The organism is Parafrankia elaeagni (assembly GCF_000374165.1).
Classification (GTDB): Bacteria; Actinomycetota; Actinomycetes; order Frankiales; family Frankiaceae; genus Parafrankia; species Parafrankia elaeagni.
The window spans coordinates 272,206-294,593 of record NZ_KB893671.1 but is presented as its reverse complement, the minus strand read 5'-3'; the positions used below and the strand labels follow the sequence as shown (position 1 = coordinate 294,593).

At 74.3% G+C, this 22,388-nt stretch carries 18 protein-coding genes; 3 read left to right on the top strand and 15 right to left on the bottom strand.

All coding sequences use genetic code 11. The annotated features are described in order from the left end of the window. Positions 1-25: 25 nt before the first annotated feature. Genes B207_RS0102985 through lspA form a run of 3 tightly spaced genes read right to left on the bottom strand, consistent with a single transcriptional unit; the run spans position 26 to position 2,942 of the window. A complete protein-coding gene (locus B207_RS0102985) occupies positions 26-1,159 on the bottom strand; it encodes a hypothetical protein (protein WP_018635026.1) in 1,134 nt (377 codons plus the stop codon). Then, positions 1,156-2,097: an RluA family pseudouridine synthase gene (locus tag B207_RS0102980; RefSeq protein WP_018635025.1), complete on the bottom strand. Its 942-nt coding sequence runs from the start codon at positions 2,095-2,097 to the stop codon at positions 1,156-1,158. Before B207_RS0102980 ends, B207_RS0102985 begins: the two co-directional genes overlap by 4 nt. Next, positions 2,094-2,942 (bottom strand): signal peptidase II, encoded by an 849-nt coding sequence (lspA, locus tag B207_RS0102975; RefSeq protein WP_018635024.1) that lies wholly within the window; start codon positions 2,940-2,942, stop codon positions 2,094-2,096. The genes B207_RS0102980 and lspA overlap by 4 nt, the downstream gene beginning before the upstream one ends. A 492-nt stretch (positions 2,943-3,434) precedes the next feature. Between lspA and ileS the strand changes: the two genes are divergently transcribed. Next, positions 3,435-6,878 (top strand): isoleucine--tRNA ligase, encoded by a 3,444-nt coding sequence (ileS, locus tag B207_RS0102970; RefSeq protein ID WP_018635023.1) that lies wholly within the window; start codon positions 3,435-3,437, stop codon positions 6,876-6,878. 68 nt (positions 6,879-6,946) lie between these two features. Here the strand turns inward: ileS and B207_RS0102965 are convergent, their stop codons facing one another. The 7 genes from B207_RS0102965 to ftsZ form a co-directional block, all read right to left on the bottom strand. After that, entirely contained in the window at positions 6,947-7,126 is a 180-nt protein-coding gene (locus tag B207_RS0102965) for a hypothetical protein (protein WP_018635022.1), read from the bottom strand. 103 nt (positions 7,127-7,229) lie between these two features. Beyond that, positions 7,230-8,255 carry a DivIVA domain-containing protein gene (locus tag B207_RS0102960; RefSeq protein ID WP_018635021.1) on the bottom strand — a complete coding sequence of 342 codons (1,026 nt, stop codon included), beginning with the start codon at positions 8,253-8,255 and terminating at the stop codon, positions 7,230-7,232. Positions 8,256-8,348: 93 nt separating this feature from the next. After that, the gene (locus tag B207_RS0102955; protein ID WP_018635020.1) at positions 8,349-8,603 is read right to left on the bottom strand and encodes a YggT family protein; all 255 of its coding nucleotides are present in this window, start codon (positions 8,601-8,603) and stop codon (positions 8,349-8,351) included. Positions 8,604-8,698: 95 nt separating this feature from the next. Then, on the bottom strand, positions 8,699-9,256 hold the full coding sequence (locus B207_RS0102950) for a cell division protein SepF (protein WP_018635019.1): 558 nt from the start codon (positions 9,254-9,256) through the stop codon (positions 8,699-8,701). A gap of 10 nt (positions 9,257-9,266) precedes the next feature. Continuing rightward, a complete protein-coding gene (locus tag B207_RS0102945; protein WP_026310607.1) occupies positions 9,267-10,202 on the bottom strand; it encodes a YggS family pyridoxal phosphate enzyme in 936 nt (311 codons plus the stop codon). Positions 10,203-10,220: 18 nt separating this feature from the next. Further along, the gene (gene pgeF, locus B207_RS0102940) at positions 10,221-10,895 is read right to left on the bottom strand and encodes a peptidoglycan editing factor PgeF (RefSeq protein ID WP_018635017.1); all 675 of its coding nucleotides are present in this window, start codon (positions 10,893-10,895) and stop codon (positions 10,221-10,223) included. Positions 10,896-10,901: 6 nt separating this feature from the next. After that, positions 10,902-12,548: a cell division protein FtsZ gene (ftsZ, locus tag B207_RS0102935; protein WP_018635016.1), complete on the bottom strand. Its 1,647-nt coding sequence runs from the start codon at positions 12,546-12,548 to the stop codon at positions 10,902-10,904. Between the two features lie 578 nt (positions 12,549-13,126). Here ftsZ and murC (B207_RS32275) point away from each other — a divergent pair. Then, positions 13,127-14,644 (top strand): UDP-N-acetylmuramate--L-alanine ligase, encoded by a 1,518-nt coding sequence (gene murC / locus B207_RS32275; protein ID WP_018635014.1) that lies wholly within the window; start codon positions 13,127-13,129, stop codon positions 14,642-14,644. A gap of 113 nt (positions 14,645-14,757) precedes the next feature. Further along, entirely contained in the window at positions 14,758-15,324 is a 567-nt protein-coding gene (locus B207_RS0102925; protein ID WP_026310606.1) for a nitroreductase/quinone reductase family protein, read from the top strand. 60 nt (positions 15,325-15,384) lie between these two features. Here the strand turns inward: B207_RS0102925 and murC (B207_RS0102920) are convergent, their stop codons facing one another. The 5 genes from murC (B207_RS0102920) to mraY all read right to left on the bottom strand — a co-directional run bounded on the left by murC (B207_RS0102920) (position 15,385) and on the right by mraY (position 22,373). After that, on the bottom strand, positions 15,385-16,845 hold the full coding sequence (gene murC, locus B207_RS0102920; protein WP_018635012.1) for a UDP-N-acetylmuramate--L-alanine ligase: 1,461 nt from the start codon (positions 16,843-16,845) through the stop codon (positions 15,385-15,387). A 10-nt stretch (positions 16,846-16,855) separates the two neighbouring features. Next, entirely contained in the window at positions 16,856-17,986 is a 1,131-nt protein-coding gene (gene murG / locus B207_RS0102915; protein ID WP_026310605.1) for an undecaprenyldiphospho-muramoylpentapeptide beta-N-acetylglucosaminyltransferase, read from the bottom strand. 128 nt (positions 17,987-18,114) lie between these two features. Further along, positions 18,115-19,701 (bottom strand): putative lipid II flippase FtsW, encoded by a 1,587-nt coding sequence (gene ftsW / locus B207_RS32270; protein ID WP_018635010.1) that lies wholly within the window; start codon positions 19,699-19,701, stop codon positions 18,115-18,117. Between the two features lie 57 nt (positions 19,702-19,758). Beyond that, positions 19,759-21,303 carry a Mur ligase family protein gene (locus tag B207_RS0102905; RefSeq protein WP_018635009.1) on the bottom strand — a complete coding sequence of 515 codons (1,545 nt, stop codon included), beginning with the start codon at positions 21,301-21,303 and terminating at the stop codon, positions 19,759-19,761. A 2-nt stretch (positions 21,304-21,305) separates the two neighbouring features. Further along, a complete protein-coding gene (gene mraY, locus B207_RS0102900; RefSeq protein WP_018635008.1) occupies positions 21,306-22,373 on the bottom strand; it encodes a phospho-N-acetylmuramoyl-pentapeptide-transferase in 1,068 nt (355 codons plus the stop codon). Between the last annotated feature and the right edge of the window lie 15 nt (positions 22,374-22,388).

Below are 22,388 nucleotides of genomic sequence, written 5' to 3'. Positions count from 1 at the left end.
TCTGGTAAGGGTTCTTCGGGGTTGGTCAGGGCCGCTCGGGCTCCAGCGGCACGAAACGTACCGCCGGCGGTACGAGGCCCGGTGGAGCCGGATCCACGACCCTCACCTGGCCGCCCCGGGCGAGCTCGAGCAGGCGTGCCGCCGGTGCCCGCAGGACCACTCCGAACAGGCACGCGCACCGCGCCCGCAGCGCGGCCGCCTGCTCGTTCGCCGCCTGCTGACTCGCGCCCGGCTGATCCTCCTGCCCTGGCCGGGCGGCGCCCACATCGGTGCCGGCTCCCACATCGGTGCCGGCTCCCTCGCCGGCGTCGCGGGCGAGGGTCTCGGCGGCATCGCCCGCGCTGGCGAAGGCCGCCTCCACATCCGCGACGGGATCACGGACTGGTGCGGAGAGCACGGCACCGTCCGGCGGAACGCGGAAGAACACCTCGCTGATCCGGAAGGTCGCGAACAGCCGGTGCAGCTCCTCCGGCGTCCGATAGCCGGCCAGGCTGACCACCGCGTAGAGGTCTGCCTGCGGGGCCGCGCCGACCAGCGACTCCAGCTCCGCCCGGGCAGCGGCGGCATACTCCGCGGCCTCGTCCCCCGCGACCGGGCCCACCGTGGCGGTCGGTGTGGCGGGACCGGCAGGTGCGCCGCCGGGCCCGGGGCCCGGGATCCCGCTGCTGCTGTTGCCGGGATCGGGGCCGCGCAGCATCGTGCTGACAGCGCCGACGATGATCAGGACAACCAGGGCGAGGACGAGCAGCCGGAAGGTGCCCCTCACGACGCTGGCGGCGGTGGAGGTGAGGGATGTGCGGGAGTCCTGCGGGTCAGCCGCTCCGTCGACCGCCGAGGCAGCCGCGCCTCCGGCGGCCAGGGCAGCCGAGCCGTCGACGGTCGGGACGGCGACGGTCGGCGGGGCCGCCGGTCCGCCGGCCGGTGGCAGGCCGGCATCGACGACGGTTCGGTCGGTGGGCGGTTCCCCCACCCGGCGCACCCGTACCGCGGGCAGGCGCCGGGCGGCGGCCGCGAGATCCGCACCCCGGGCCAGCATGTGGCCCGCCACCGGCAGCGCGGCGTCGTCCACCCGGTCGAGCAGACGTAGCGGCCAGCGCGACCGGGCCGGCCCGTACCGCCGAGGCGGACGGGGCGGGTCGGCGGCCTGCGGCGCCGTCATGTCTGGTCGTTCAGCCGCTTCAGCGCCTCGGCCAGGTCATCGGGGTCGGGGCTGACGAACTCGACCCAGGACCCGTCCGCCGGATGCTCGAAGGCGAGCCGGGCGGCATGCAGCCACTGGCGGGTCAGACCCAGGCGCTCCGCCAGGGTGGGGTCGGCGCCGTAGGCGAGGTCCCCGACGCAGGGATGGCGCAGTGCGGACATGTGGACCCGGATCTGGTGGGTGCGCCCGGTCTCAAGGCGCACGGACAGCAGCGAGGCGGCGCGGAACGCCTCCTCCGTGTCGTAGTGGGTCACGCTGGGCTTGCCGTCCGCGACGACCGCGAACAGACCGGGGCGCCGTGGGTGCCGGTCGATGGGGGCGTCGACGGTGCCGCGCAGCGGATCCGGGTGCCCCTGGACGACCGCGCGGTACACCTTCTCGACCTCGCGCTCGCGGAAGGCCCGCTTGAGCAGCGTGTAGGCACGCTCGCTCTTCGCGACGACCATCGCGCCGGTGGTGCCGACGTCGAGCCGGTGCACCACGCCCTGACGCTCGGCCGCGCCCGAGGTGGAGACCCGGAAGCCGGCCGCGGCGAGCGCGCCGATGACTGTCGGCCCGGTGAACCCCGGTGCCGGATGGGCGGCGACTCCCACCGGCTTGTCGACCACCACGATGTCGTCGTCGTCGTGCAGGATGCCCAGGCCCTCGACCGGGGTGGCCTCCACCGACACCGGCCGCGGCGGCGCCGGCAGGTCGACCTCCAGCCAGGCACCGCCGGCGACCCGGTCGGAGCGCCCCCGGACCTGCCCGTCGACGCTCACCTGACCGTCGTCGACCAGCGCGGCGGCCGCCGTCCGGGAGAGCCCGAACATGCGGGCGAGGGCGGCGTCCAGGCGGATGCCGTCAAGGCCGTCGGGAACAGGCAGCGAGCGGCGGTCCGTGTAGGCCGTCGTCATCGGGCACCCGGCCTCTCGTGGCGCCCGCCCGACGCGCCGGGGCGCTCCCCCTGCTCGGCACCGGCGCTCGGGCCGGGGCCGGGGCCGGGGCCGGCATCGCTGTCGGCGTCACCACCAGCGGCACCGGCAGCGCTTCCGGCGCCGGTGGGATTCGTCACGGTGGGATTCGTCACGGTGGGCTCCGTGGGAACGGCGGTCAGCCTCGTGCCGTCCAGGCCGATGCCGCGCAGCGAGAGGATCACAGCGAGCACACCACCGCAGACGATGGCCGAGTCCGCCAGGTTGAAGATCGGCCAGTGGTGGATGTGGACGAAGTCGACCACATGGCCGCGCAGGGGCCCCGGCGACCGGAAGACCCGGTCGATCAGGTTCCCGACCGCGCCGCCGACCATCGCGCCGAAGACGAACGCCCACCCGACCGAGGCCAGCCGGCGCGCCGTGACGACGACGACCCCGACGACCACCAGTGCGACCAGGCTCAGGATCACCGTGGCCCCGCCGGCGAGGCTGAACGCGGCCCCGGAGTTCCGGGTGAGCCGCAGGTCGAGGAAGCCGGGGATGATCTCCACCGGCCTGCGGCCGGAAAGCTCGGCGACCGCGAGCAGCTTGGTCAGCACGTCCAGCACGATGAGACAGGCCGCGGTCAGCGCGACGATGAGAACCGTGCGGCGCGAGGCGACCCGCGGGACGGACGCCCGCCGGGCAGGGACGGGGGATGCGGCGGATGCGGCGCCGGGGACGGCCGGCGCGGCCGGGCCCGGGCCGGCATCGTCACGGGTCGGCGCATGGCCCGGCACGTCACGCCCGCGCCGGGCACCCCGCTCTGTTCCCGGCTCGGCGACCACAACCACCACTCTACGGGTGTCATATCACCGACCGACCACCGCGGGACCCGCTGCCAGCCCACGCCATCCCGCGCCCATCCCGCGCCCGGCCCGCGCCCGGCCCGCGCCCGGCCCCGGCGCTGCGCGCCTGGGCGCTGCCGGAACGCCGTCGGCTACGCTGGGGACGCGGAAAGGCGTTGACGGGACGAGTAGCGGCGTGCGCAGCCACAGCGAGCCGGGGGCGGTGCGAGCCCGGTGGCCAGCGCGGCGTGAAGATCACCCCTGAGCCGCCGGGAGAACGGGGCCCGCTGAGGGCCCCCAGTAGATCCGGCCGCCGCGGCAGGACAAGAGTGGCCGCTTCCACCGGCTGCCCGCGAGGGCAGCCTGGTCCGGGGCGCGCAAGGAGGGTGGTACCGCGGTACCCCAGTATCGCCGCCGGCGCGGAGCCGCAGCGGTGGTGCGGGGCGTCGTCCCTCCGCCGGAGAGCCGCACCCGCCGACGGAGACCGCCACGATGACCGCCACCCCCGACGTACCCCCGCCCGCGTTCCGGCCGCTGCCCGCGCGGGTCGACCTGCCGGCCTTCGAGCGCGAGACGCTGGAGCGCTGGAAGGACTCCAAGGTCTTCCACCGGTCGCTGCAGGCCAGCGCCGACCGCCCGCTGTGGATGTTCTACGAGGGCCCGCCGACCGCGAACGGCCGGCCGGGCGCCCACCATGTCGAGGCGCGGGTGTTCAAGGACCTGTTTCCGCGCTACCGGACGATGAAGGGCTACCACGTCCCCCGCCGCGCCGGCTGGGACTGCCACGGCCTGCCGGTCGAGCTGGCGGTCGAGAAGGAACTCGGCTTCACCAGCAAGGGCGACATCGAGGACTACGGCATCGCCGCGTTCAACGCGAAGTGCCGTGAGTCCGTGCTGCGCCACGTCGCGGATTTCTCCGCCATGACCGAGCGCATGGGCTACTGGGTCGACCTCGACACCGCCTACCGCACGATGGACACCGAGTACATCGAGAGCGTCTGGTGGTCGCTGAAGCAGATCTTCGACAAGGGCCTGCTGGTGGAGGACTTCCGGGTCACTCCCTACTGCCCGCGCGACGAGACGCCGCTGTCCGACCACGAGGTCTCCCAGGGTTACAGCGACACCGACGACCCGTCGGTGTACGTGCGCTTCCCCGTCCTGGACGGCCCCCGGGACCTCGCCGCACGCGGCGCGCACCTGCTGGTGTGGACGACTACCCCGTGGACGCTGGTCTCGAACACCGCCGTGGCCGTGCACCCCGAGGTCACCTACGTGCTCGCCCGGGCCGCCGGCGGCGAGCTCCTGGTCGTCGCCGAGCCGCTGGTGGCCGCCGCTGTCGGCGAGGACGCCGAGATCCTCGACCGGTTCACCGGCACCGAGCTCGCCGGCACCCGCTACGCCCGGCCGTTCGAGCTGATCCCCCTGGCGCGGTTCGAGGAGTCCGCGGCGAAGGTCGCCGCCGGCCTGGGTGGCGGCACCGGGGCGGCCGGAGCGGCGGGGGCCGGCCCGTCCGCGGCGGGACCCGCGGGTCCGGCCCGCCTGCACTCGGTCGTGCTCGCCGAGTACGTGACGACGACGGACGGCACCGGGCTCGTCCACCAGTCGCCCGCCTTCGGCGCCGAGGACCTCACTGTCTGCCGCGCCAACGGCCTGGGAGTGGTCAACCCGGTCGGCCGCGACGGCCGCTTCCTGCCGGACGTGCCGCTGGTCGGCGGGCTGTTCTTCAAGGACGCCGACGCGCCGCTGTCCGCCGACCTCACCACCCGCGGCCTGATGTGGCGGGCGTCGACGTTCACGCACAGCTACCCGCACTGCTGGCGCTGCCACACCCCGCTGATCTACTATCCGCTGCCCTCCTGGTACATCCGCACCACGGCCGTCCGGGACCGGCTGATCGCCGAGAACGCGCGGACGGACTGGCACCCGGAGCGGATCCGTGACGGCCGCTACGGGGAGTGGCTGCGCAACAACGTCGACTGGGCGCTGTCGCGCAGCCGGTACTGGGGCACGCCGCTGCCGGTCTGGCGCTGTGAGGCGGACCCGTCCCACGTGACCTGCGTGGGTTCGCTCGCCGAACTCTCGGAGCTCGCCGGGGCGGACCACTCCGGCCTCGACCCGCACCGCCCGTTCGTCGACGACGTCACGCTGCCCTGCCCGACCTGCGGCGGCCTCGCCCGGCGGGTCCCCGAGGTGATCGACGTCTGGTACGACAGCGGCGCCATGCCGTTCGCGCAGTGGGGCGCGCCGCACCGCAACGCCGAGGAGTTCGCCCGCCAGTACCCGGCGCGCTACATCTGTGAGGCGATCGACCAGACCCGCGGCTGGTTCTACACGCTGATGGCGATCGGCACCCTCGTGTTCGACCGGTCGTCCTACGAGACGGTCCTGTGCCTGGGCCTGCTGCTGGACGCCGAGGGCCGCAAGATGAGCAAGCACGTGGGCAACGTCCTCGACCCGTTCGAGCTGTTCGAGCGGCACGGCGCGGACGCCGTCCGGTGGCTGATGCTGGCCGGGGGCTCGCCCTGGTCGGACCGGCGGGTCGGGCACGAGGCGATCGAGGACATCGTCCGCAAGATCCTCCTCACCTACTGGAACACCGCGTCGTTCTTCAGCCTCTACGCCGGCGCGGCGAACTGGCGCCCCACGGCCGCGGACGGGACCGGCACCGGTTTCGGTGCCACCGCGGCGGCGCCAGGGGCGGCCGAGACGGCCGGAGCCGCCACGGACGGGCTGGAGCCCGGTGCGGCGGTGTCGGTGGTCGGGTCCGCCCCCGAGGAGCCGGTGCGTCGGCCCGTGCTGGACCGGTGGGCGCTGTCCGAGCTGGCCGACACCGTCGCCGAGGTGGATCTGGCTCTGGAGAGCTTCGACTCGCTGCGGGCCGGCCGGCGCATCGCTCGCTTCGTCGACGACCTGTCCAACTGGTACGTCCGCCGGTCCCGGCGCCGTTTCTGGGCGGGCGACCCGAACGCGCTGGCCACCCTCTACACCTGCCTCGACGGGCTGACCCGGCTGATGTCGCCGTTCACCCCGTTCCTGACCGACTGGCTGTGGTCCCGCCTGTTCGCCGGCGTGCTGCCCGGAGCGCCGGACTCCGTCCACCTCGCGCCGTGGCCGGTGCTGCCGCCGGAACTGGTCGAGCCGGGCCTTTCCGACCGGATGGACCTGGTGCGCCGGGTCGTCGAGCTGGGCCGCTCGGCCCGGGCCGCCAGCGGGGTGCGGACCCGCCAGCCCCTGCCGCGCGCAGTGGTCGGCTCGTCCGCGTTCGCCGACCTCCCGGACGAGCTGCGCGCCCAGATCGCCGAGGAGCTGAACGTCGTCGCCGTCGAGGCGGCGACCTCCGACCTGGTCGACATCAGTGTCAAGCCGAACTTCCGCGCACTCGGCCGGCGGTTCGGCAGCCGCACCAAGGCGGTCGCCGCCGCCGTCGCCGCCGCCGGCACGCCGGTGGACGGCCGCCTGACGGTCACGGTGGACGGCGAGGCCATCGACCTCGGCGGCGACGAGCTGATCATCACCGAGACGCCGCGGGAGGGCTGGTCGGTGACCAGCGAGTCAGGGCTCTCGGTCGCTCTGGACCTGACGGTCACTCCCGAGCTCGCCCGCGCCGGCCTGGCCCGCGACGTGGTGCGGGTGCTTCAGGACGCCCGCCGTGCGGCCGGGCTGGAGATCACCGACCGGGTCACGCTGCGCTGGTCGGCCAGCCGGGAGGAGACCGCTGCCGCCCTGCGCGAGCATGGCGGCACCGTGGCCGACGAGATCCTCGCCACCACCTTCGAGGAGGCACCCGGGGGCGCGGCCACGCCCGCGGAGACCCACGCCGTGGTCTCCGCCGCGATGCCCGCTACCACCGACGGTAGCGGGCGCTACGAGGGCGCCTCCGCGGAGCTCGGTCTGACCTTCACGCTCACCCGGACGACCCCCGCCGCCGTGGGCTGACCCGAGACGGCCCCCACCCTCGACAACCCTCCGCGCCCCGGCCCGGCTTCCCACCGGGCCGGGCTGGCCTAGCCGGCGCCGGCGCCGGGCCCTGCGGCGCCGGCCCGACGGGCTGCGGCGACCGGCAGCAGCGCTGCGGCGAGGCAGAGCAGCACCAGCGAGGCGTAGGTCCAGGTGGTCGCGACGAACAGGCCGACGACCGCGAGTACCGCGGCGACCGCTATCAGAGCACCGCTGACCATGACCATGCCGCACCGACTCTCAGCTCAGCCACCGAAAAGACCACAGAACGCCTCCGACGCCCGGCCCGTGAGTACTGGGGCAGGACGTCGGAGGCACGCGGAGCAACGATCAGAATTCCTGCATACCGGCTGCGTCCCGCCGGCTCGGGTCGAGGTCCGGACGCCCATGGTGGCCGTTGCTCTCGCGGGCGAGGGCAGGTGCGCCCATCGGCGGAGCGGTCTGGAAGGCCTGTGCCCCGACGTGCTGGGGTGGCTGCTGGCCGGGGCCGGTGTTCTGCGGACCACCGACGTTCGCCGGAACCGGCGTCGGGTTCGACGCACCCGGGTTGAGGCCGGGACGGGACGGACCGCCGGGGCCGACGGCCGGCTGGGTCGGCATGCCGTCGAGGTCGCGGAGCTGCATCTCCAGGTAGGCGCGCAGCCGGGTGCGGTACTCGCGCTCGAAGGCGCGCAGCTGCTCCACCTGGCTTTCCAGCCGGCGCTTGTCGTCCTCCAGCCCACCGAGCTGCTCGGCCACATGGGCACGTGCCTCGCCGATGATGCGGTCGGCGTCCGCCCGCGCCTCACGGCGGGCCCGCTCGGACTCCGCCCGCGCCTCCCGCAGGGCCTCGTCAGCGGTGCGCTGCGCGAGGACGAGCGTGCGGGCGACCCGCTGCTCGATGTCGGCGTCGTTCTGGCCGGCGGCGCCGGGGCCCGTCCGGGCCGGGCCCTGCCCGCCGCCGCCGACGAGGGCCGGCATGACGGTGGTGGGGCCACCCGGGGCGGGCGGGGCACCGCCCGGCCCGCCCGCAGGCGGGCCCGCCTGCGGGCCGGGCGGACCCACGGGCTGCGGGCGCTCACGGACGGCCTGCGCTGCCTGGGCCTGCGCCTGGGACAGGTGCCGCCGGGACTCCTCCAGCTGGCGTCGGAGCTGCTGGTTCTCCTCGAGGAGATGCGCCGGGACACCGGGACCACCGCCACCCGAGCGACGGGCTTCGTCGAGCTGCCTGCGCAGGTCGCTGCTCTCATCCAGCAGACGCGTCAGCTCGGCTTCGACCTCATCGAGGAAGGTGTCCACCTCGTCCTCGTTGTAGCCCGTACGGAACCGTGTCGGGCTGAAGACCTTGTTCTGAACGTCCTGCGGTGTCAGCGCCACGTCGCCTCCTCGTGCGGCATCGCCGCTCCCCGAAGAGAGGGCGGTCTGCGGGCAGTCTGCCGTGCCCGCTCTCGCGGTGTGCACATGACCTCGTCACAGCCTCTGCGCATAGCCCTGCAGTATGAAGATCACTATGACGAGCAGCATGAAACCGAGGTCAAGAGCAACGCTACCTACCCGCAACGGCGGAAGGAAACGCCGGATGAAGCGCAGCGGAGGGTCAGTCGCCGTGTACACGATCTCGAAGAACAGGACCAGGGGGCCGCTTGGCTGGAAGGACCTGTTGAGTGTTCGCACCAGGTCGATGATCCACCGGGCGATCAGGAGCAGCAGGTAGGCCGTCAGCACCCAAAAAAGCAGCGTTCCTAGTGTGCTGATGGTGCTCTCTCCCGGGGTAGCGAGGGGAAGCCTCTGGGCGACCCTACCGGACGGTCACGCCCTGACTATGACTGGTTGTAGAACCCACCCTCACGGATGCGTCGCTTGTCCGTCTCGGTGACCTCGACGTTGTGCGGCGAGAGCAGGAAGACCTTGTTGGTCACCTTCTCGATGTCGCCCCGGAGGCCGAAGATCAGCCCTGCGGCGAAGTCGACCAGCCGCTTGGCGTCGACGTCGTCCATCTCGGTGAGGTTCATGATAACGGGCGTGCCGTCACGGAACTCCTCACCGATCTGACGCGCCTCATTGTAGCTGCGCGGCTGGAGCGTCGTGATCCGGTACGGCCGGGGCTCCTCGATGGGCGCGACGCGGCGCATCGGCGTGGGTGCGGACGGTCGCAGATGCTCCACCGGCGGACGTCGCGGCATGGCGACTGGCTCCTCACGTACGTCGAGCCGGCGGACCGACCGGTCTATCGGGACCGGGTCCAGCGTGGTCCGTCGATCGTCCCTGACGGCACCTCGGGCGGCGTCGTGCCCGTCATCGTCATAGTCGTCATCGAGGTAGTCCTCGTCCTCCTCGGCGAGCCCGAGGTAGACCATCGCCCTGCGACCGAGCCCCATGGGCGCGACTCTAAGGGACACCGTGCCGTTCACCGAACAAAGCGGTGCCGATCCGAAGGTGTGTCGCGCCTTCCGCGACCGCGTCTTCAAGATCACCGGACATTCCAGCACTCACCATCGTCGCCGCCGGAAAGTCAGAACGCAACCGCTCGGATACTTCACGCAGCCGCGCAAAGGCGGGCCGGGACGGTGCCCCGCGCGGCGCCACGGCCATCACGCCGGCCAGAACAAGCCCCTCCGCCCGGGCGACGAGCTCGGCGAGCGCCGGCACGTCCGCCGGCAGCGCCCCGCCGCGCGCCGCCCCGCCGGCACCCGCGACAGGCGCGTTCTCCCCACCCGGAAGGGATTTCCGCACTCCGGGCCCAGGCCGCGCCCCGGGCGACGCCTCCTGGTCGAGATTGACCTGAATACAAACAGCAGTGATACAGCCACGCTCTGTAGCCGCTCGGGAAAGGGTCTCGACCAGTCGCGCTCTGTCCACGGACTGCACATAGTGCGCCCAGCCAGTCACGGCTCGGGCCTTGTTCCGCTGAAGCTGGCCGACGTAATGCCAGACCGGCACATCGAGCACGCCAGGTGACCCGAGGGTGGCAGGACCGTCGGCACGTGACGGAAACCATGCCCCCGGCGTGCCGCCGGGGAGGCCCGGATGGCGGATCCGGTCGCCGGGCGCGGGCACGCCGGCCCCGGCCCCGGCCCCGGCGAGGGCCGCGTGGACCGCCGCGGCCTTGGGACCGGCCTCCTGCTCCCGGTTCTCAGCGAAGTGCCGAACCCCAAGAGAGCACAGCGCGACCACATCCTCGAACGGCCGGGTCTTGCTGACCGCGATCAGCGTCAGCGCGTCCGGGTCGCGTCCGGCGGCCCGCGCGGCAGTCACGAGCCTGTCCCGGACGACTGTCAGGCGGGAGCGCAGCCCCTCCACCCGGCGCGCATCCAGCCCGGACACTCAGGCCAACCCGGGCACTCAGGCCAGCCAGGCGAGGCCGGCGAAACGCCCGGTCCGCCCGTCCCGGCGGTACGAGAAAAGATCGTCGGACTCCGCGCTGCACCGGTCGGAGACCGTCACCGCCCCGACGCCGGCCGCCGCAAGCTGGCCACGCAGACCAGCCCGCAGATCAAGCGAGGGAGTACCGGCGCGAGTCGCCGCCGCACTGCCCGGAACGATCCGCTCGACCTCGGAACGCATCAGCGCGGGCACCTCGTAGCAGTGCGCGCAGATCGCGGGCCCGAGGGTGACCCTGAGGGCGCCACGGTCCACGCCCAGCTCGTCGAAGGCCGCCAGCGTGGCTGCGAGGACACCCGAAGCCATCCCCTGGCGCCCGGCGTGGGCCACGCCGACAGCGGCCGGCGACTCGAACATCACCGGCACGCAGTCGGCCACCAGGACGGCGAGGGCCACCCCGGCCACGTCCGTCACCATCGCGTCGGCCTCCGGCGGCGGGCCAGCCTCGCGAACGAGGCTGACCTGCGCGCCGTGCACCTGCCGCATGAACTGGACCGGCCGACCGACGCGGGACGCGACCAGCCGCCGGTTCTCGGCGACGGCGGCCGGCTCGTCACCGACGTGGTCGCCCAGGTTCAGCCCTGTGTACGGCGGTCCGCTCGTTCCACCGCCACGCGAGGTCACCAGAACGGGCACGGCCGGCTACTTCAGGAAGTCCGGGACGTCCAGCTCGTCATCGTCGGCCACAGGACGCACCGGGCGGCGTGGCGGGTAGTTCGGGCGCGGGCCCGACCGGGCCGCCTCGGCCCGCTGGGCCGCGGCGACAGCGGCCGGCCCGGGCTCCTGCCCGCCGGCCATGCCGGCACCGCCCACACCCGCCGGGCCGCCGCCGCTCGGCGGAGCACCGTGGGCGAAGCCGGGCCGGGGCGGCATGCCCGACGCCGTGGCCGGCGCGGCGACGCCTGGCTGGCCCGCGGGAGCGCCGGCCGCGGCCGGCGGCCGGGCGAACCCAGCGTCGGCACCCGGACCGGGGTACTCCCGGCGCGGCGGCCCGCCGGCAGGCCGCTGGTCGCCGGCGCCACCCGGCTGGCCCCCACCCCCGGCCGGGGCCGCGGGGCGACCGTCCGGCAGCGGTTCCGGCACGTAGTGGCCGGCGGACCCGCCGGACGGCGGCTGGTAGGTGGAGTGAGCCGGCGCGGGCCGCGCAGCCACGGGCATACCCGGAATGGGCGGTAGCACGGTGGTGCTCGGCGCCGCGGTCTGCGGCGACTGACCCGGGCCCTGACCCGGACCCTGGCCCGGGCCGGAGTCAGGCGCACCCGGCTGCGGCGGCCCCGTCGGCCCCGTACCGCCGGGGCCTGGTGGGCGCCGTTGGTTGGCCAGCGTTCGGGTACGCCGGTCCTGGACGGTGTCGAAGCCGGCGGCGATCACCGTGACCCGGACCTCGTCACCGAGCGCGTCGTCGATCACCGCACCGAAGATGATGTTCGCCTCGGGGTGCGCCGCGTCGGCGACCAGTTCCGCGGCGGCGTTGATCTCGAACAGGCCCAGGTCGGACCCGCCGGAGATGTTCAGCAGGACGCCCTGGGCGCCGTCCATGCTGGCCTCGAGCAGGGGTGAGGCAATGGCCTGCTCGGCGGCGACGGTCGCCCGGTCGTCGCCGCGGGCCCGCCCGATACCCATGAGGGCGCTGCCCGCATGGGACATGACGGTCTTGACGTCGGCGAAGTCCAGGTTGATCAGACCGGGAGTGGTGATCAGGTCGGTGATGCCCTGGACACCGGAGAGCAGTACCTGGTCGGCACTGCGGAAGGCGTCCAGGACGCTGATGTCGCGATCGGTCATCGCGAGCAGGCGGTCGTTCGGGATAACGATGAGGGTGTCGACCTCGTTGCGCAGAGTGTCGATACCCGTATCGGCCTGGGTGGCGCGGCGGCGGCCTTCGAAGGTGAACGGACGGGTCACGACGCCGATCGTCAGCGCGCCGAGCGACCGCGCCACGTTGGCGACCACGGGGGCGCCGCCGGTACCGGTGCCACCGCCCTCGCCAGCCGTGACGAAGACCATGTCGGCCCCCTTGAGGACCTCCTCGATCTCCTCGCGGTGGTCCTCTGCGGCCTGCCGACCCACTTCGGGGTCGGCGCCGGCGCCGAGGCCCCGGGTGAGTTCACGGCCGACGTCGAGCTTGACGTCGGCATCGCTCATCAACAGCGCCTGGGCGTCAGTGTTGATGGCGATGAACTCGACACCCTTGAGCCCGACTTCGATCATCCGGTTGACGGCGTTAACGCCGCCTCCGCCTATCCCGACGACCTTGATGACCGCGAGATAGTTCTGGGGGGCTGCCATGCGGTGTCGGTCCTCCAGCGGCGTCGGGTGGGCAGGCAGGGGGCTCCCCGGCTCCGGAGCCCGCGGCCTCTGGAGGCCGATGGAGCGGGGAAGCAGCCGAGCAGCCTCAACCTTCACCGTCAGCTAGACGGTTACAGTTATGTCAACTTCCGACTGTGGATCGGACAGTAGGCACGGCTTCGGCAGTGGTCAAGGACGCTGTCGGCGCGTCACACCATTGGGATTCACGTCCCCTTCGTCACACCGGTCCCAGCTCGCCCGGGCGCCTTCGCACAGGCCCGGCCGGGTGGTGTGTACTGCGTGGCGTGACCGGTCAGAACTCCGCGGACCCGCCCGCCGTGACGACCCCGCGGCCGGCCCCGGCCGGCCCCTCGACCGAACCCCCCGCGGTCCGCTCCGCGGAGCCGGCCGCCAGCCCCGTTCCCAGCCAGGGCTCCGGCCCGGGCACGAGTCCTGGCGCAGGCCCGGGCCCTGGTGCGAGCCCGGACCCTGGTGCGAGCCCGGACCCTGGTGCGAGCCCGGGCCCTGATGCGAGCCCGGACCCCGCTGCCCACGGTGCCGGCAGGCACGGGAGGCGCGTGCACTTCCTCGGTATCGGCGGCTCGGGCCTGTCGCCACTCGCCCGGATTCACCTGGCCGGCGGCGGTCTGGCCTCCGGCAGCGACCAGGAGGACTCGCCGCGGATCACCGCGCTGCGGGCGCTGGGCGTCCCGGTGCGCGTCGGCCCGTCCGCCGGCCCGGCGGCGCTCGCCGCGGAGCTGAGCGGAGCCGAGGTGGTCGTGGCCTCGAGCGCCCTGCGTGACGACCACCCCGAGGTTGTCGCCGCCCGCGCGCTGGGCATCCCCGTGCGGCGCCGCGCCGACTGGCTGCCGGAGCTGACCGCCGCCTACCGGCTGGTCGCGGTCGCCGGCTCGCACGGCAAGACCACGACAGCCGCCATGCTCACTCTGGTACTGCGGGCCGGCGGGTTGGACCCCACCGCCGTGATCGGGGCCGAGGTGGCCCAGCTGGGCGGCAGCGCCGTCACCGGGACGAGTGACGTGTTCGTCCTGGAGGCCGACGAGTACGGCGGTGCGTTCGCCGGTCTGGACCCCGAGCTCGCCATCATCACCAACGTCGAGTGGGAGCATCCCGACCTCTTCCCCGACGAGGCCTCCGTCCAGGCCGTGTTCACCGACTTCGCGGCCCGGGTCCGCCCGGGCGGGCGGCTCGTCGTCTGCGGCGACCACCCGGGCGTCGTCGCCGTGCTCGACCGGCTCGGCCGGCGTACCGGCCAGGGCGTTGAGGGCGGCGCGGGCGGCGCGGCGGGCCGAGCCCGGGTGGTGGACTACGGCTTCGAGGCCGGGCGGACCTGGCGGGCGGCGGGCTACACCCCCCGTCCGGGCGGGGGGTCGGTGTCGACCGTGCTGCGTGCCGGCGCCCCGGTGGGGCAGCTGTCGCTGGCGCTTCCCGGCCCGCACGTCGCCCTCAACGCCCTCGCCGCCCTCGCCACCGCCGTGGAGCTCGGCGTGCCGCCAGGCCGGGCGCTGGAGGCCCTGGCGACGTACACGGGTGCCGCGCGGCGGTTCGACACCATCGGGCGGGCGGTCACGCCGGCCGGCACCCCGGTCGAGATCGTCGACGACTACGCCCACCACCCGACGGAGATCCGCGCCACCCTGCGGGCGGCCCGCGACCGGGCGGCCGGGCGGCCGGTCTGGGCGGTGGCGCAGCCCCACACGTTCAGCCGCCTGGCGGCGCTGCTGGACGACTTCGCGACGTCCTTCGGCGACGCCGACCGCGTCTACGTGACCGACATCTACGCGGCGCGTGAGACCGACGACCTCGGCCTGCACGCGGCCGACCTGACGGCGAGGATCAGCGAGCCGGCGGACACCGGCTACGTGCCGTGGCCGGACCTGCCCGCCCGGCTGCTCGCGGACCTGGACGCCGCGGCGGGTGACGCGCCCGGCGGCGTCCTGCTCCTCACTCTCGGGGCGGGCACGGTCACCACGGTGGGTCCCGGCCTGCTCGACCGGCTCGCGCGGCCCGCCGGAGCAGCCCATTCGGGAGGCAGCGGGACAGAGTCCCAGGACGCGACCGGCCTGCCGGCCTGACCCTGCGGAGCGCCTCCCCGCGTCAATGGTTGACTGCGCCGCGTGACGTTCACAGGTGAGCGGGCGTGTGCCAGCCCTCCCGGCAGCCCGACGGCGAAGGTGAGGACCCGACGATGACCGAGACGCGTGACGCGCAGAGCCGCGGATTCGACTTCCGGGTGGTCAACCAGGCGGTGATCACCGAGTACCGGGCCACCGGCGGGAAGCTGGAGAAGACCCTGGCCGGTTCACGGCTCCTGCTGCTGACCACCGTCGGCGAGCGCACCGGCCGCGGGCACACCACTCCGCTGGGCTATGTCGTGGACGAACCGGCGAGCGTGGGCGAACCGACGAGCGTGGGCGAACCGACGAGCGTGGGCGAACCGGCAGTCGAGGGCGGATCGGAAGCCGAGGACGGATCGGAAGCCGTCGACGAACCGGAGGCCGGGCGTCGTCTCGTCGTCTACGCCTCGAACATGGCGGCCGCGGAGCACCCGCAGTGGTACCGCAACCTGCTGGCGCAGCCGAAGGTCACGGTCGAGCTCGAGGCCGACCGGTTCGACGCCGAGGCGGCCACCGCCACCGGACCGGAACGCGAGCGTCTCTACGCGGCGCTGGTCGAGGGCATGCCGGGGCTGCGCACCCACCGGGACCAGGCGACCAGGGAGATCCCCGTCGTCGTCCTGACCCGGCTCCCCTGAGCGGGGTGGCCGCGGCTGCGCCGGCGGCATCGGCCACCACCACGCGGCGAGCGGCACCGGCTAGCCGGCGCGGCCCGCCAGCAGACGCAGCAGCTCGGGGCCGATCTGCGTCACATCGCCCGCACCGAGGGTGAGGACGAGGTCGCCCGGGGCGGCCCGGTCGAGCAGGACGCCGGGAACCGCGGACCACGACGGTTCGTAGACGACCTCGGCCGCCCCGCCCCGGGCGGCCGACGCGACCCGGGCACCGCCCGCGCCGGGCTCGGGCCGCTGGGCACCGCCGTAGACGTCCATCACCACCACCACGTCGGCGGGCCGCAGCGCGGCGCCGAAGTCCTCCGCGAGCAGCGCCGTGCGACTGTAGAGGTGCGGCTGGAAGGCGACCACGACCCGGCCGCCGCCGGCCAGCGCCCGCGCGGTGGCGATCGCCGCGGCGACCCGGTCGGGGTGGTTGGCGTAGTCGTCGACGACCCGCACCCCGCGGGCCGACCCCAGTGGCTCGAACCGGCGCCGGACCCCGGCGAACGAGGCCAGGCCCGTCAGCAGGCCCTCCGGCCGGGCGCCGAGCGCGAGCCCGGCCGCGAGCGCCGCCGCGCCGTCGAGGAGATGGTGGCGGCCGGGGACCCTGAGCACCATCCGGCCGAGCGGGACGCCGTGCGCCACGACCTGGGCGCTGGTCCGGGTGGGCGAGATCTCCACGGCGGAGAGCCGGACGTCCGCCGACGGGTCGAAGCCGTACCCGATCAGCCAGGACGGCCGCTGCACAGCCCCGTCGCCGGGCGCGCGGGCCGCGGCGGCGTCACGGGCGGCCTCGGTGGCGAGGGCCCAGCCGGCCTCGTCGTCCACACAGGCGACCAGGAACCCGGCGGGTTCGATCCGGTGCAGGAAGGTCGCGAACGACGCCCGCAGGGCGGGCACCGTCCGGTAGTAGTCGAGATGTTCGGGGGCCACCCCGGTCAGCACCGCGCCGTGTGGCTGGAGCTGCCAGAAGGCCGCGCCCTCCTCCTCGGCCTCCACGACCATCAGGTCGGAGCTGCCCGCGTGGGTGTGCGAACCGGCCTCGCCCGGGTCCCCGCCGACCGCGAAGGTGAGGTCCTCCCCGCCGGCCTGCAGCGCGGCGGTCAGCATCATCGCCACCGTCGTCTTGCCGTGGGAACCGGCGACCGCCACCCCGCGGTGCCCCTGCATGAGCCCCGCCAGCGCCGCGGACCGGGTCAGGATCCGAAGTTCGCGCCGCTGCGCCTCGGCGAGCTGGGGGTCGTCGAGACGCACCGCGGGTGCGACGACGACCAGCTCCACACCGTCGAACCGGGCCGGGTCGACGGCGGCCGGATCGCGGCCGACGGTGATGGGGATCCCCAGCGCACGCAACGTCGCCAACTGGCGGGACTCGACCGCGTCACTGCCGGACACCACCGCGCCCCGGGCGACCAGCAGCCGGGCGAGGCCACTCATGGCCACCCCGCCGATGCCGACGAGATGTACCCGCCGCCAGCCGTCGGGGAGATCTCGCGCCACCACGCCGCGGCCCTCAGCCTGCCGCGTGCCGCGGTCCGGCGTGCCGGCGGCCCGCCTCCGCCTGCCTGATCATGGCGACGATCGCGCGGGCGGCGTCCGGGTGGCCGGTGCCCGCGCAGGCGGCGGACATCTTCGCCAGCCGCTCGGATGAGGTGAGCACCGGGAGCAGGTTGGCGGTCAGCCACCCGGGGCTGAGCTCGGCGTCCTCGACCAGCAGGCCGCCGCCCGCCTCGACCGTCGGCAGCGCGTTACGGCGCTGCTCTCCGTTGCCGTGTGGCAGCGGGACGTACACGGCCGGCAGCCCGACCGCCGCGAGCTCGGCGCAGGTCATCGCGCCGGAGCGGCACAGACTCATGTCGGCGGCGGCGTAGGCGGACGGAATGTGGTCCAGGTAGGGCACCACCCGGTACGGCGCCGGCAGGCCCGGTGGCAGCGCGGCGACCACCTCGTCGTAGTTCTTGGGCCCCGCCGCGTGCAGGACCTGGACCCCGGCCGCGGTCAGCTCCCGTGCCGCCCCGGTGAGCACGGTGTTGAGCGAGCGGGCGCCCTGCGAGCCGCCGAACACCAGCAGCGTCGCCCGGTACGGATCCAGGCCGTAACGGGCCCGCGCCGCGCGGGCCGCCGGCGCCGAACGGTCCAGGGTGAGGATCTCCGCACGCAGCGGGATGCCGGTCAGCGTGCCGCCCCGCAGCGGGGTGGCCGGGTAGGAGGTGGCGACGAACGGCGTGAGCCGCGCGCCGAGCCGGTTCGCGAGCCCCGGCAGCGGGTTCGCCTCGTGCACCACGATCGGCAGCCGCAGCCGGCGGGCCGCCAGGTAGGCGGGCACCGAGACATAGCCACCGAAGCCGACGACGACGTCGGCGCGGACGTCCCGCGCCGCCGCGCGCGCCGCCGACACCGCGGCGAGCAGCCGGTTCGGCACCGTCAGCAGGGCCGGGGTCGGACGCCTGGGCATCGGCACCTTCGGCACCGTCGCCAGCTCGTACCCGCGGGCGGGGACGAGCTTCGCCTCCAGGCCCGTCTCGGTACCGAGCAGGGTCACCCGGATCCGGGGCTCGTCCGCGCGCAGCGCGTCAGCCACCGCGAGGGCTGGTTCCACGTGGCCGGCAGTTCCGCCGCCGGCGAGCAGCACACTTCGCAACATCGGCCCTGACGATTCCACATCGGCACCGCCCACACGCAACATGGTCGCCCGAGAGCGTCGGCGCGCCGAGACCGTTGGCGTGCTGAGACCGGCGGCGTGCCGAGACCGGCGGCGTGCCGAGACCGGCGTCAGCCGGCGTCGAGCGCGGCGCCTCCGGCCCCGGCAGCCGCGGGCCCCTCGCCCGTCGCGGCGGTCGCGCCGCGCGCGGCGGGTTCGGCCCGGCGGCGGCGCAGCCAGCGGCCCGTCCGGCCGGCGCGGCGGGCCTCCGCGCGGGCGGCCAGATAGCTGGCGGCGTCCGGCTCGCAGCGTGCGAAGGCCAGCAGCATGCCGAGCGCGCCCATGGTCGGCAGCAGCGCCGAGCCGCCGAACGACACCAGCGGCAGTGTGACCCCGGTGATCGGCAGCAGGCCGACGACGGCACCCATGTTCACCACGGCCTGCGCGACGAGCCAGGCGGTCACCCCCGCGGCGGCGAGCCGGATGAACAGGTCGTCGGTGCGGTGCGCGATGCGCAGGCCAGCGTAGCCCAGCACCCCGAACAGGCCCACCGTCACCAGGCTGCCCAGCAGGCCCAGCTCCTCCCCGATGATCGCGAGGATGAAGTCCGTGTGCACGGCGGGCAGCAGGTCGGGCCACTTCTCCTTGGAGGCGCCCAGCCCCTCACCCCACCAGCCGCCCGAGGACAGCGCGTAGATGCCCTGGACCGCCTGGAACCCCGTGTTGTCCGGGTCGGCGAACGGATCCCGGAACGACATCAGCCGTTCCAGCCGGTAGGACGCGCTGACCGCGAGGATGGTGGCGCAGAGGACCATGCCGCCGAGCAGGCTGGCGTAGATCCGCAGCGGGGTGCCGATCACCCACAGCACCGCCAGTGGCACCACCGTCACGCAGATGGCCCCGCCCAGGTCGGGCTCGAGCATGAGCAGCAGGTCGACGAACAGGAAGCCGGGCACCACCGGGATGACCAGGTGCTTCCAGTCCACCAGCAGCCGGCGCTTGCGGACCAGCACGTCGGAGCACCACAGCAGCAGCGAGATCTTGGCGAACTCGCTCGGCTGCAGCGTGTACGGGCCGATCGGGATCCACTGCCGGGCGCCGTTCTCGACGTGCCCGATGCCGGGGACGAGCACCGCCAGCAGCAGCACCAGCGTGATGCCGAGCAGCGGGTACGCCGCCGCCCGGAAGACCCGCACCGGCAGCCGGCTGGCGATCATCAACAGCGGGAGACCGATCGCCGCCCAGGTCGCCTGGCGCAGGAAGAGCGTGTAGGACGAGCCGAAGTCCTGGAACGACCGCACGCTGGACGCCGACAGCACCATGACCAGGCCGAGGAGCAGCAGCAGGCCGGCCGAGGAGAGCAGCAGGTAGTAGGAGGCCATCGGGCGGTCGAGGATCGGGGTCCGGGGATCGCTGGCCCAGGCCTGGCCGGCACCGTCCGGGCCGGCACTGCTCTGGCCGGCACTGCTCTGGCCGGCTCCGGACCGGTCGGCTTCGTCCTTCCCCGCCGCACCCGCCGCACGAGCCGCGCCAGTCGCCCGGCTGCTGGCGCCCGCGCGTTTCGCCGCACCGGTGCCGGCCGCCGCGCCGCGCGCTCCGGTGCCGGGCGGCGCGGGGGTGGCGCCCGCGGCGGCGGCCGACGGGACGGGGGTCGCCGCGGCCCCCGCCGTGGCTCCGCTGGGGACCTTGTGTGGTCCGGTGGTCCGCGCGCCGGTCATGCGCTCTCTCCGCTCCCCATCCCCGGCGCGTCGGTGGGGACGGGTCCCGCCTGCCGGTCAGCCTCCCCGCACCCGCACGGCCGCGGCGAACAGGTCACCGCGCTCCGCGTAGTCACGGAACATGTCCATCGAGGCAGCCGCCGGCGCGAGCAGCACCGTGTCGCCCGGTACCGCGAGCTTGGTGGCGGCCTCCACCGCATCGTCCATGCTGCCGGCGCGTTCTACGGGGACATCGGGGGCGTGTCGGGCGAGAGCGGCCGCGATCTCATCGGCGCACCGGCCCATCAGCACCACCGCACGCAGGCCGCTGCGGGCCCTGACCACCAGATCGTCGAATTCCAGGCCCTTGTTCAGGCCACCGGCGACCCACACCACCGAGGGGTACGCGCACAGCGACGCCGCGGCCGCGTGCGGGTTGGTGGCCTTGCTGTCGTCGACGTAGCGGACGCCGGCGAGGCGGCCGACCGTGACATTGCGGTGGGCGCCGGGCCGGAACATCGCCAGCGCGGCGCCGATGGCCGCGGGATCCACCCCGTCGGCGCGGGCCAGCGCGGCCGCGGCCAGCGCGTTGGAGATGTTGTGTGGGCCCAGGTCGGCGCCGACCGCCGGCGCCGGGCCGGCGCCGAACCCGGGCGCCCCGGCCCCCCGCCGCCCGCCCGGACCGGACCCGGCCGAGCCGCTGGTGCCGCCTGGGCCGCCCGCGGCCCGCGGCCCGGAGTTGCGCCCCGGGGAGTGGCCGGCCGCGCCGAGATCGGCGACCGCGATGAGACGTCCGCCGGAGAAGGCCCGGTCGACGAGGTAGCCGTCGACGACGGTGAGATCGGGGCGGGGGTCGCCGTCGGGGTCCAGGCCGAAGGTCACCTGCCGGCCGGGTGCCCGCGCCAGCAGCGCCAGGCTGGCGGGGTCGTCGGCGTTGCCGACCGCCACGGTCTGCGGGGCCGCCCAGATCCGGGCCTTGGCCTGCGCGTAGGCCTCGGCGCCGCCGTGCCAGTCGAGGTGGTCGGGGGCGACGTTGAGGATCGCCGCGGCGTGCGGCGCGACCGTCGTCGTGTAGTGGAGCTGGAAGCTGGACAGCTCGACGGCGAGCACGTCGTAGGGCGGGCGGGCGCCGACCGCCGTCACGATCGGCGTGCCGATGTTGCCGGCGGTCGTGGCGCGCCGGCCACCGGACAGGAGCATCGCACCGAGCATCTCGGTGGTGGTGGTCTTGCCGTTGGTGCCGGTGACCGCGAGCCACCGGGACAGCCCGCGCCAGTGCCAGGCGAGCTCCACCTCCCCCCACACCGGCACGCCGGCGGCCCCGGCGGCCCGCAGCAGCGGCGTGGTGGGCGGCACCCCCGGCGAGGTCACGACCAGCGAGGCCGGTCCGGCCTCGGCGGGGAGGCCGCCGAGGCGCACCTCGATCCCGCTGGACCGCAGCCGCTCGGCGGCGGCGCGCTGGGCGGGGCCGTCGGCCGCGTCGACCACGAGCACGCGGGCGCCGCGGGCCGCCAGGGCGTCCGCCGCCGCGGCGCCCGACGTCCCGACCCCGACCACCAGGACGTCCGTCCCGGACAGCGCGGACGAGTCGGCCGGGTCGTGCCGGGCCTCGGACGTGATCATCGTCAACCGCCCCCGTGGGAGAGATACTCGGCGTAGAACAGGCCCAGCCCGAACGCGACGGCCAGGCCGGAGACGATCCAGAACCTGATGATCACCGTCGTCTCGGGCCATTCGGCGAGTTCGAAGTGATGGTGGATGGGCGCCATGTTGAACACCCGCCGTCTGGTCGCCTTGAAGAACGCCACCTGGATCATCACCGACAGGGTCTCGATCACGAACAGGCCACCGAGCACGAACAGCAGCAGCTCGGTACGGCTGACGATGGCGATGCTGGCGAAGGCCCCGCCGAGCGCGAGGGAGCCGGTGTCACCCATGAAGATCTTCGCCGGGCTGGCGTTCCACCACAGGAAGCCGAAACAGGCTCCCATCGCGGCCGCGGAGACCAGCGCGACGTCGAGCGGGTCGCGGACGTAGTAGCAGCCCTGGGTCAGGGCCCCGGCCTCGCAGACGTTGCCGAACTGCCAGAACGAGATCACGACGTAGGCACCGAACACCATCGCCGAGGTCCCGGCCGCCAGCCCGTCCAGGCCGTCGGTGAGGTTCACCGCGTTCGAGGTCGCGGCGATGATGATCCAGGCCAGCAGCGGGAAGCCGATCAGCCCGATCGAGAACCCGGTGTCGCGCACCACCGAGATGAACGTCGAGCCGGGCAGCAGCCCCGCGTCGTTCTTGAACCGCACGGCCAGCAGGCCGAAGGCCAGCGCGACGGCGGCCTGGCCGGCGAACTTCGTCCGCGCGGTCAGCCCGAGGCTGCGCTGTTTGCGGATCTTGATGTAGTCGTCCAGGAAGCCCACCAGGCCCAGGCCGGTCATCACCATCAGCACCAGCAGCCCGGAGGCGGTGAACCCGATCCCGGTCACCAGGTGCGAGACGAAGTAGCCGGCCAGCGTGGCGACGATGATGACGGTGCCGCCCATCGTGGGCGTCCCGCGCTTGGTCAGGTGGCTCGACGGGCCGTCCTCGCGGATCTCCTGCCCGTAGCCCTGCCGCCGGAAGAAACGGATCACCGACGGAGTGCCCAGCAGGGAGATGACCAGCGCGACCAGTGCGGCGAAGAGAACGCCTCTCACCCGAGCGTCACCCGC

Excerpts from the sequence above, each read along its gene's own strand:
- ileS (WP_018635023.1), top strand. The coding sequence starts at position 3,435 with ATGACCGCCACCCCCGACGTACCCCCGCCCGCGTTCCGGCCGCTGCCC.
- murG (WP_026310605.1), bottom strand. The coding sequence starts at position 17,986 with ATGTTGCGAAGTGTGCTGCTCGCCGGCGGCGGAACTGCCGGCCACGTG.
- B207_RS0102965 (WP_018635022.1), bottom strand. The coding sequence starts at position 7,126 with ATGGTCATGGTCAGCGGTGCTCTGATAGCGGTCGCCGCGGTACTCGCG.
- B207_RS0102905 (WP_018635009.1), bottom strand. The coding sequence starts at position 21,303 with ATGATCACGTCCGAGGCCCGGCACGACCCGGCCGACTCGTCCGCGCTG.
- B207_RS0102950 (WP_018635019.1), bottom strand. The coding sequence starts at position 9,256 with ATGGGGCTCGGTCGCAGGGCGATGGTCTACCTCGGGCTCGCCGAGGAG.
- ftsZ (WP_018635016.1), bottom strand. The coding sequence starts at position 12,548 with ATGGCAGCCCCCCAGAACTATCTCGCGGTCATCAAGGTCGTCGGGATA.
- B207_RS0102985 (WP_018635026.1), bottom strand. The coding sequence starts at position 1,159 with ATGACGGCGCCGCAGGCCGCCGACCCGCCCCGTCCGCCTCGGCGGTAC.
- ftsW (WP_018635010.1), bottom strand. The coding sequence starts at position 19,701 with ATGACCGGCGCGCGGACCACCGGACCACACAAGGTCCCCAGCGGAGCC.
- B207_RS0102980 (WP_018635025.1), bottom strand. The coding sequence starts at position 2,097 with ATGACGACGGCCTACACGGACCGCCGCTCGCTGCCTGTTCCCGACGGC.
- B207_RS0102925 (WP_026310606.1), top strand. The coding sequence starts at position 14,758 with ATGACCGAGACGCGTGACGCGCAGAGCCGCGGATTCGACTTCCGGGTG.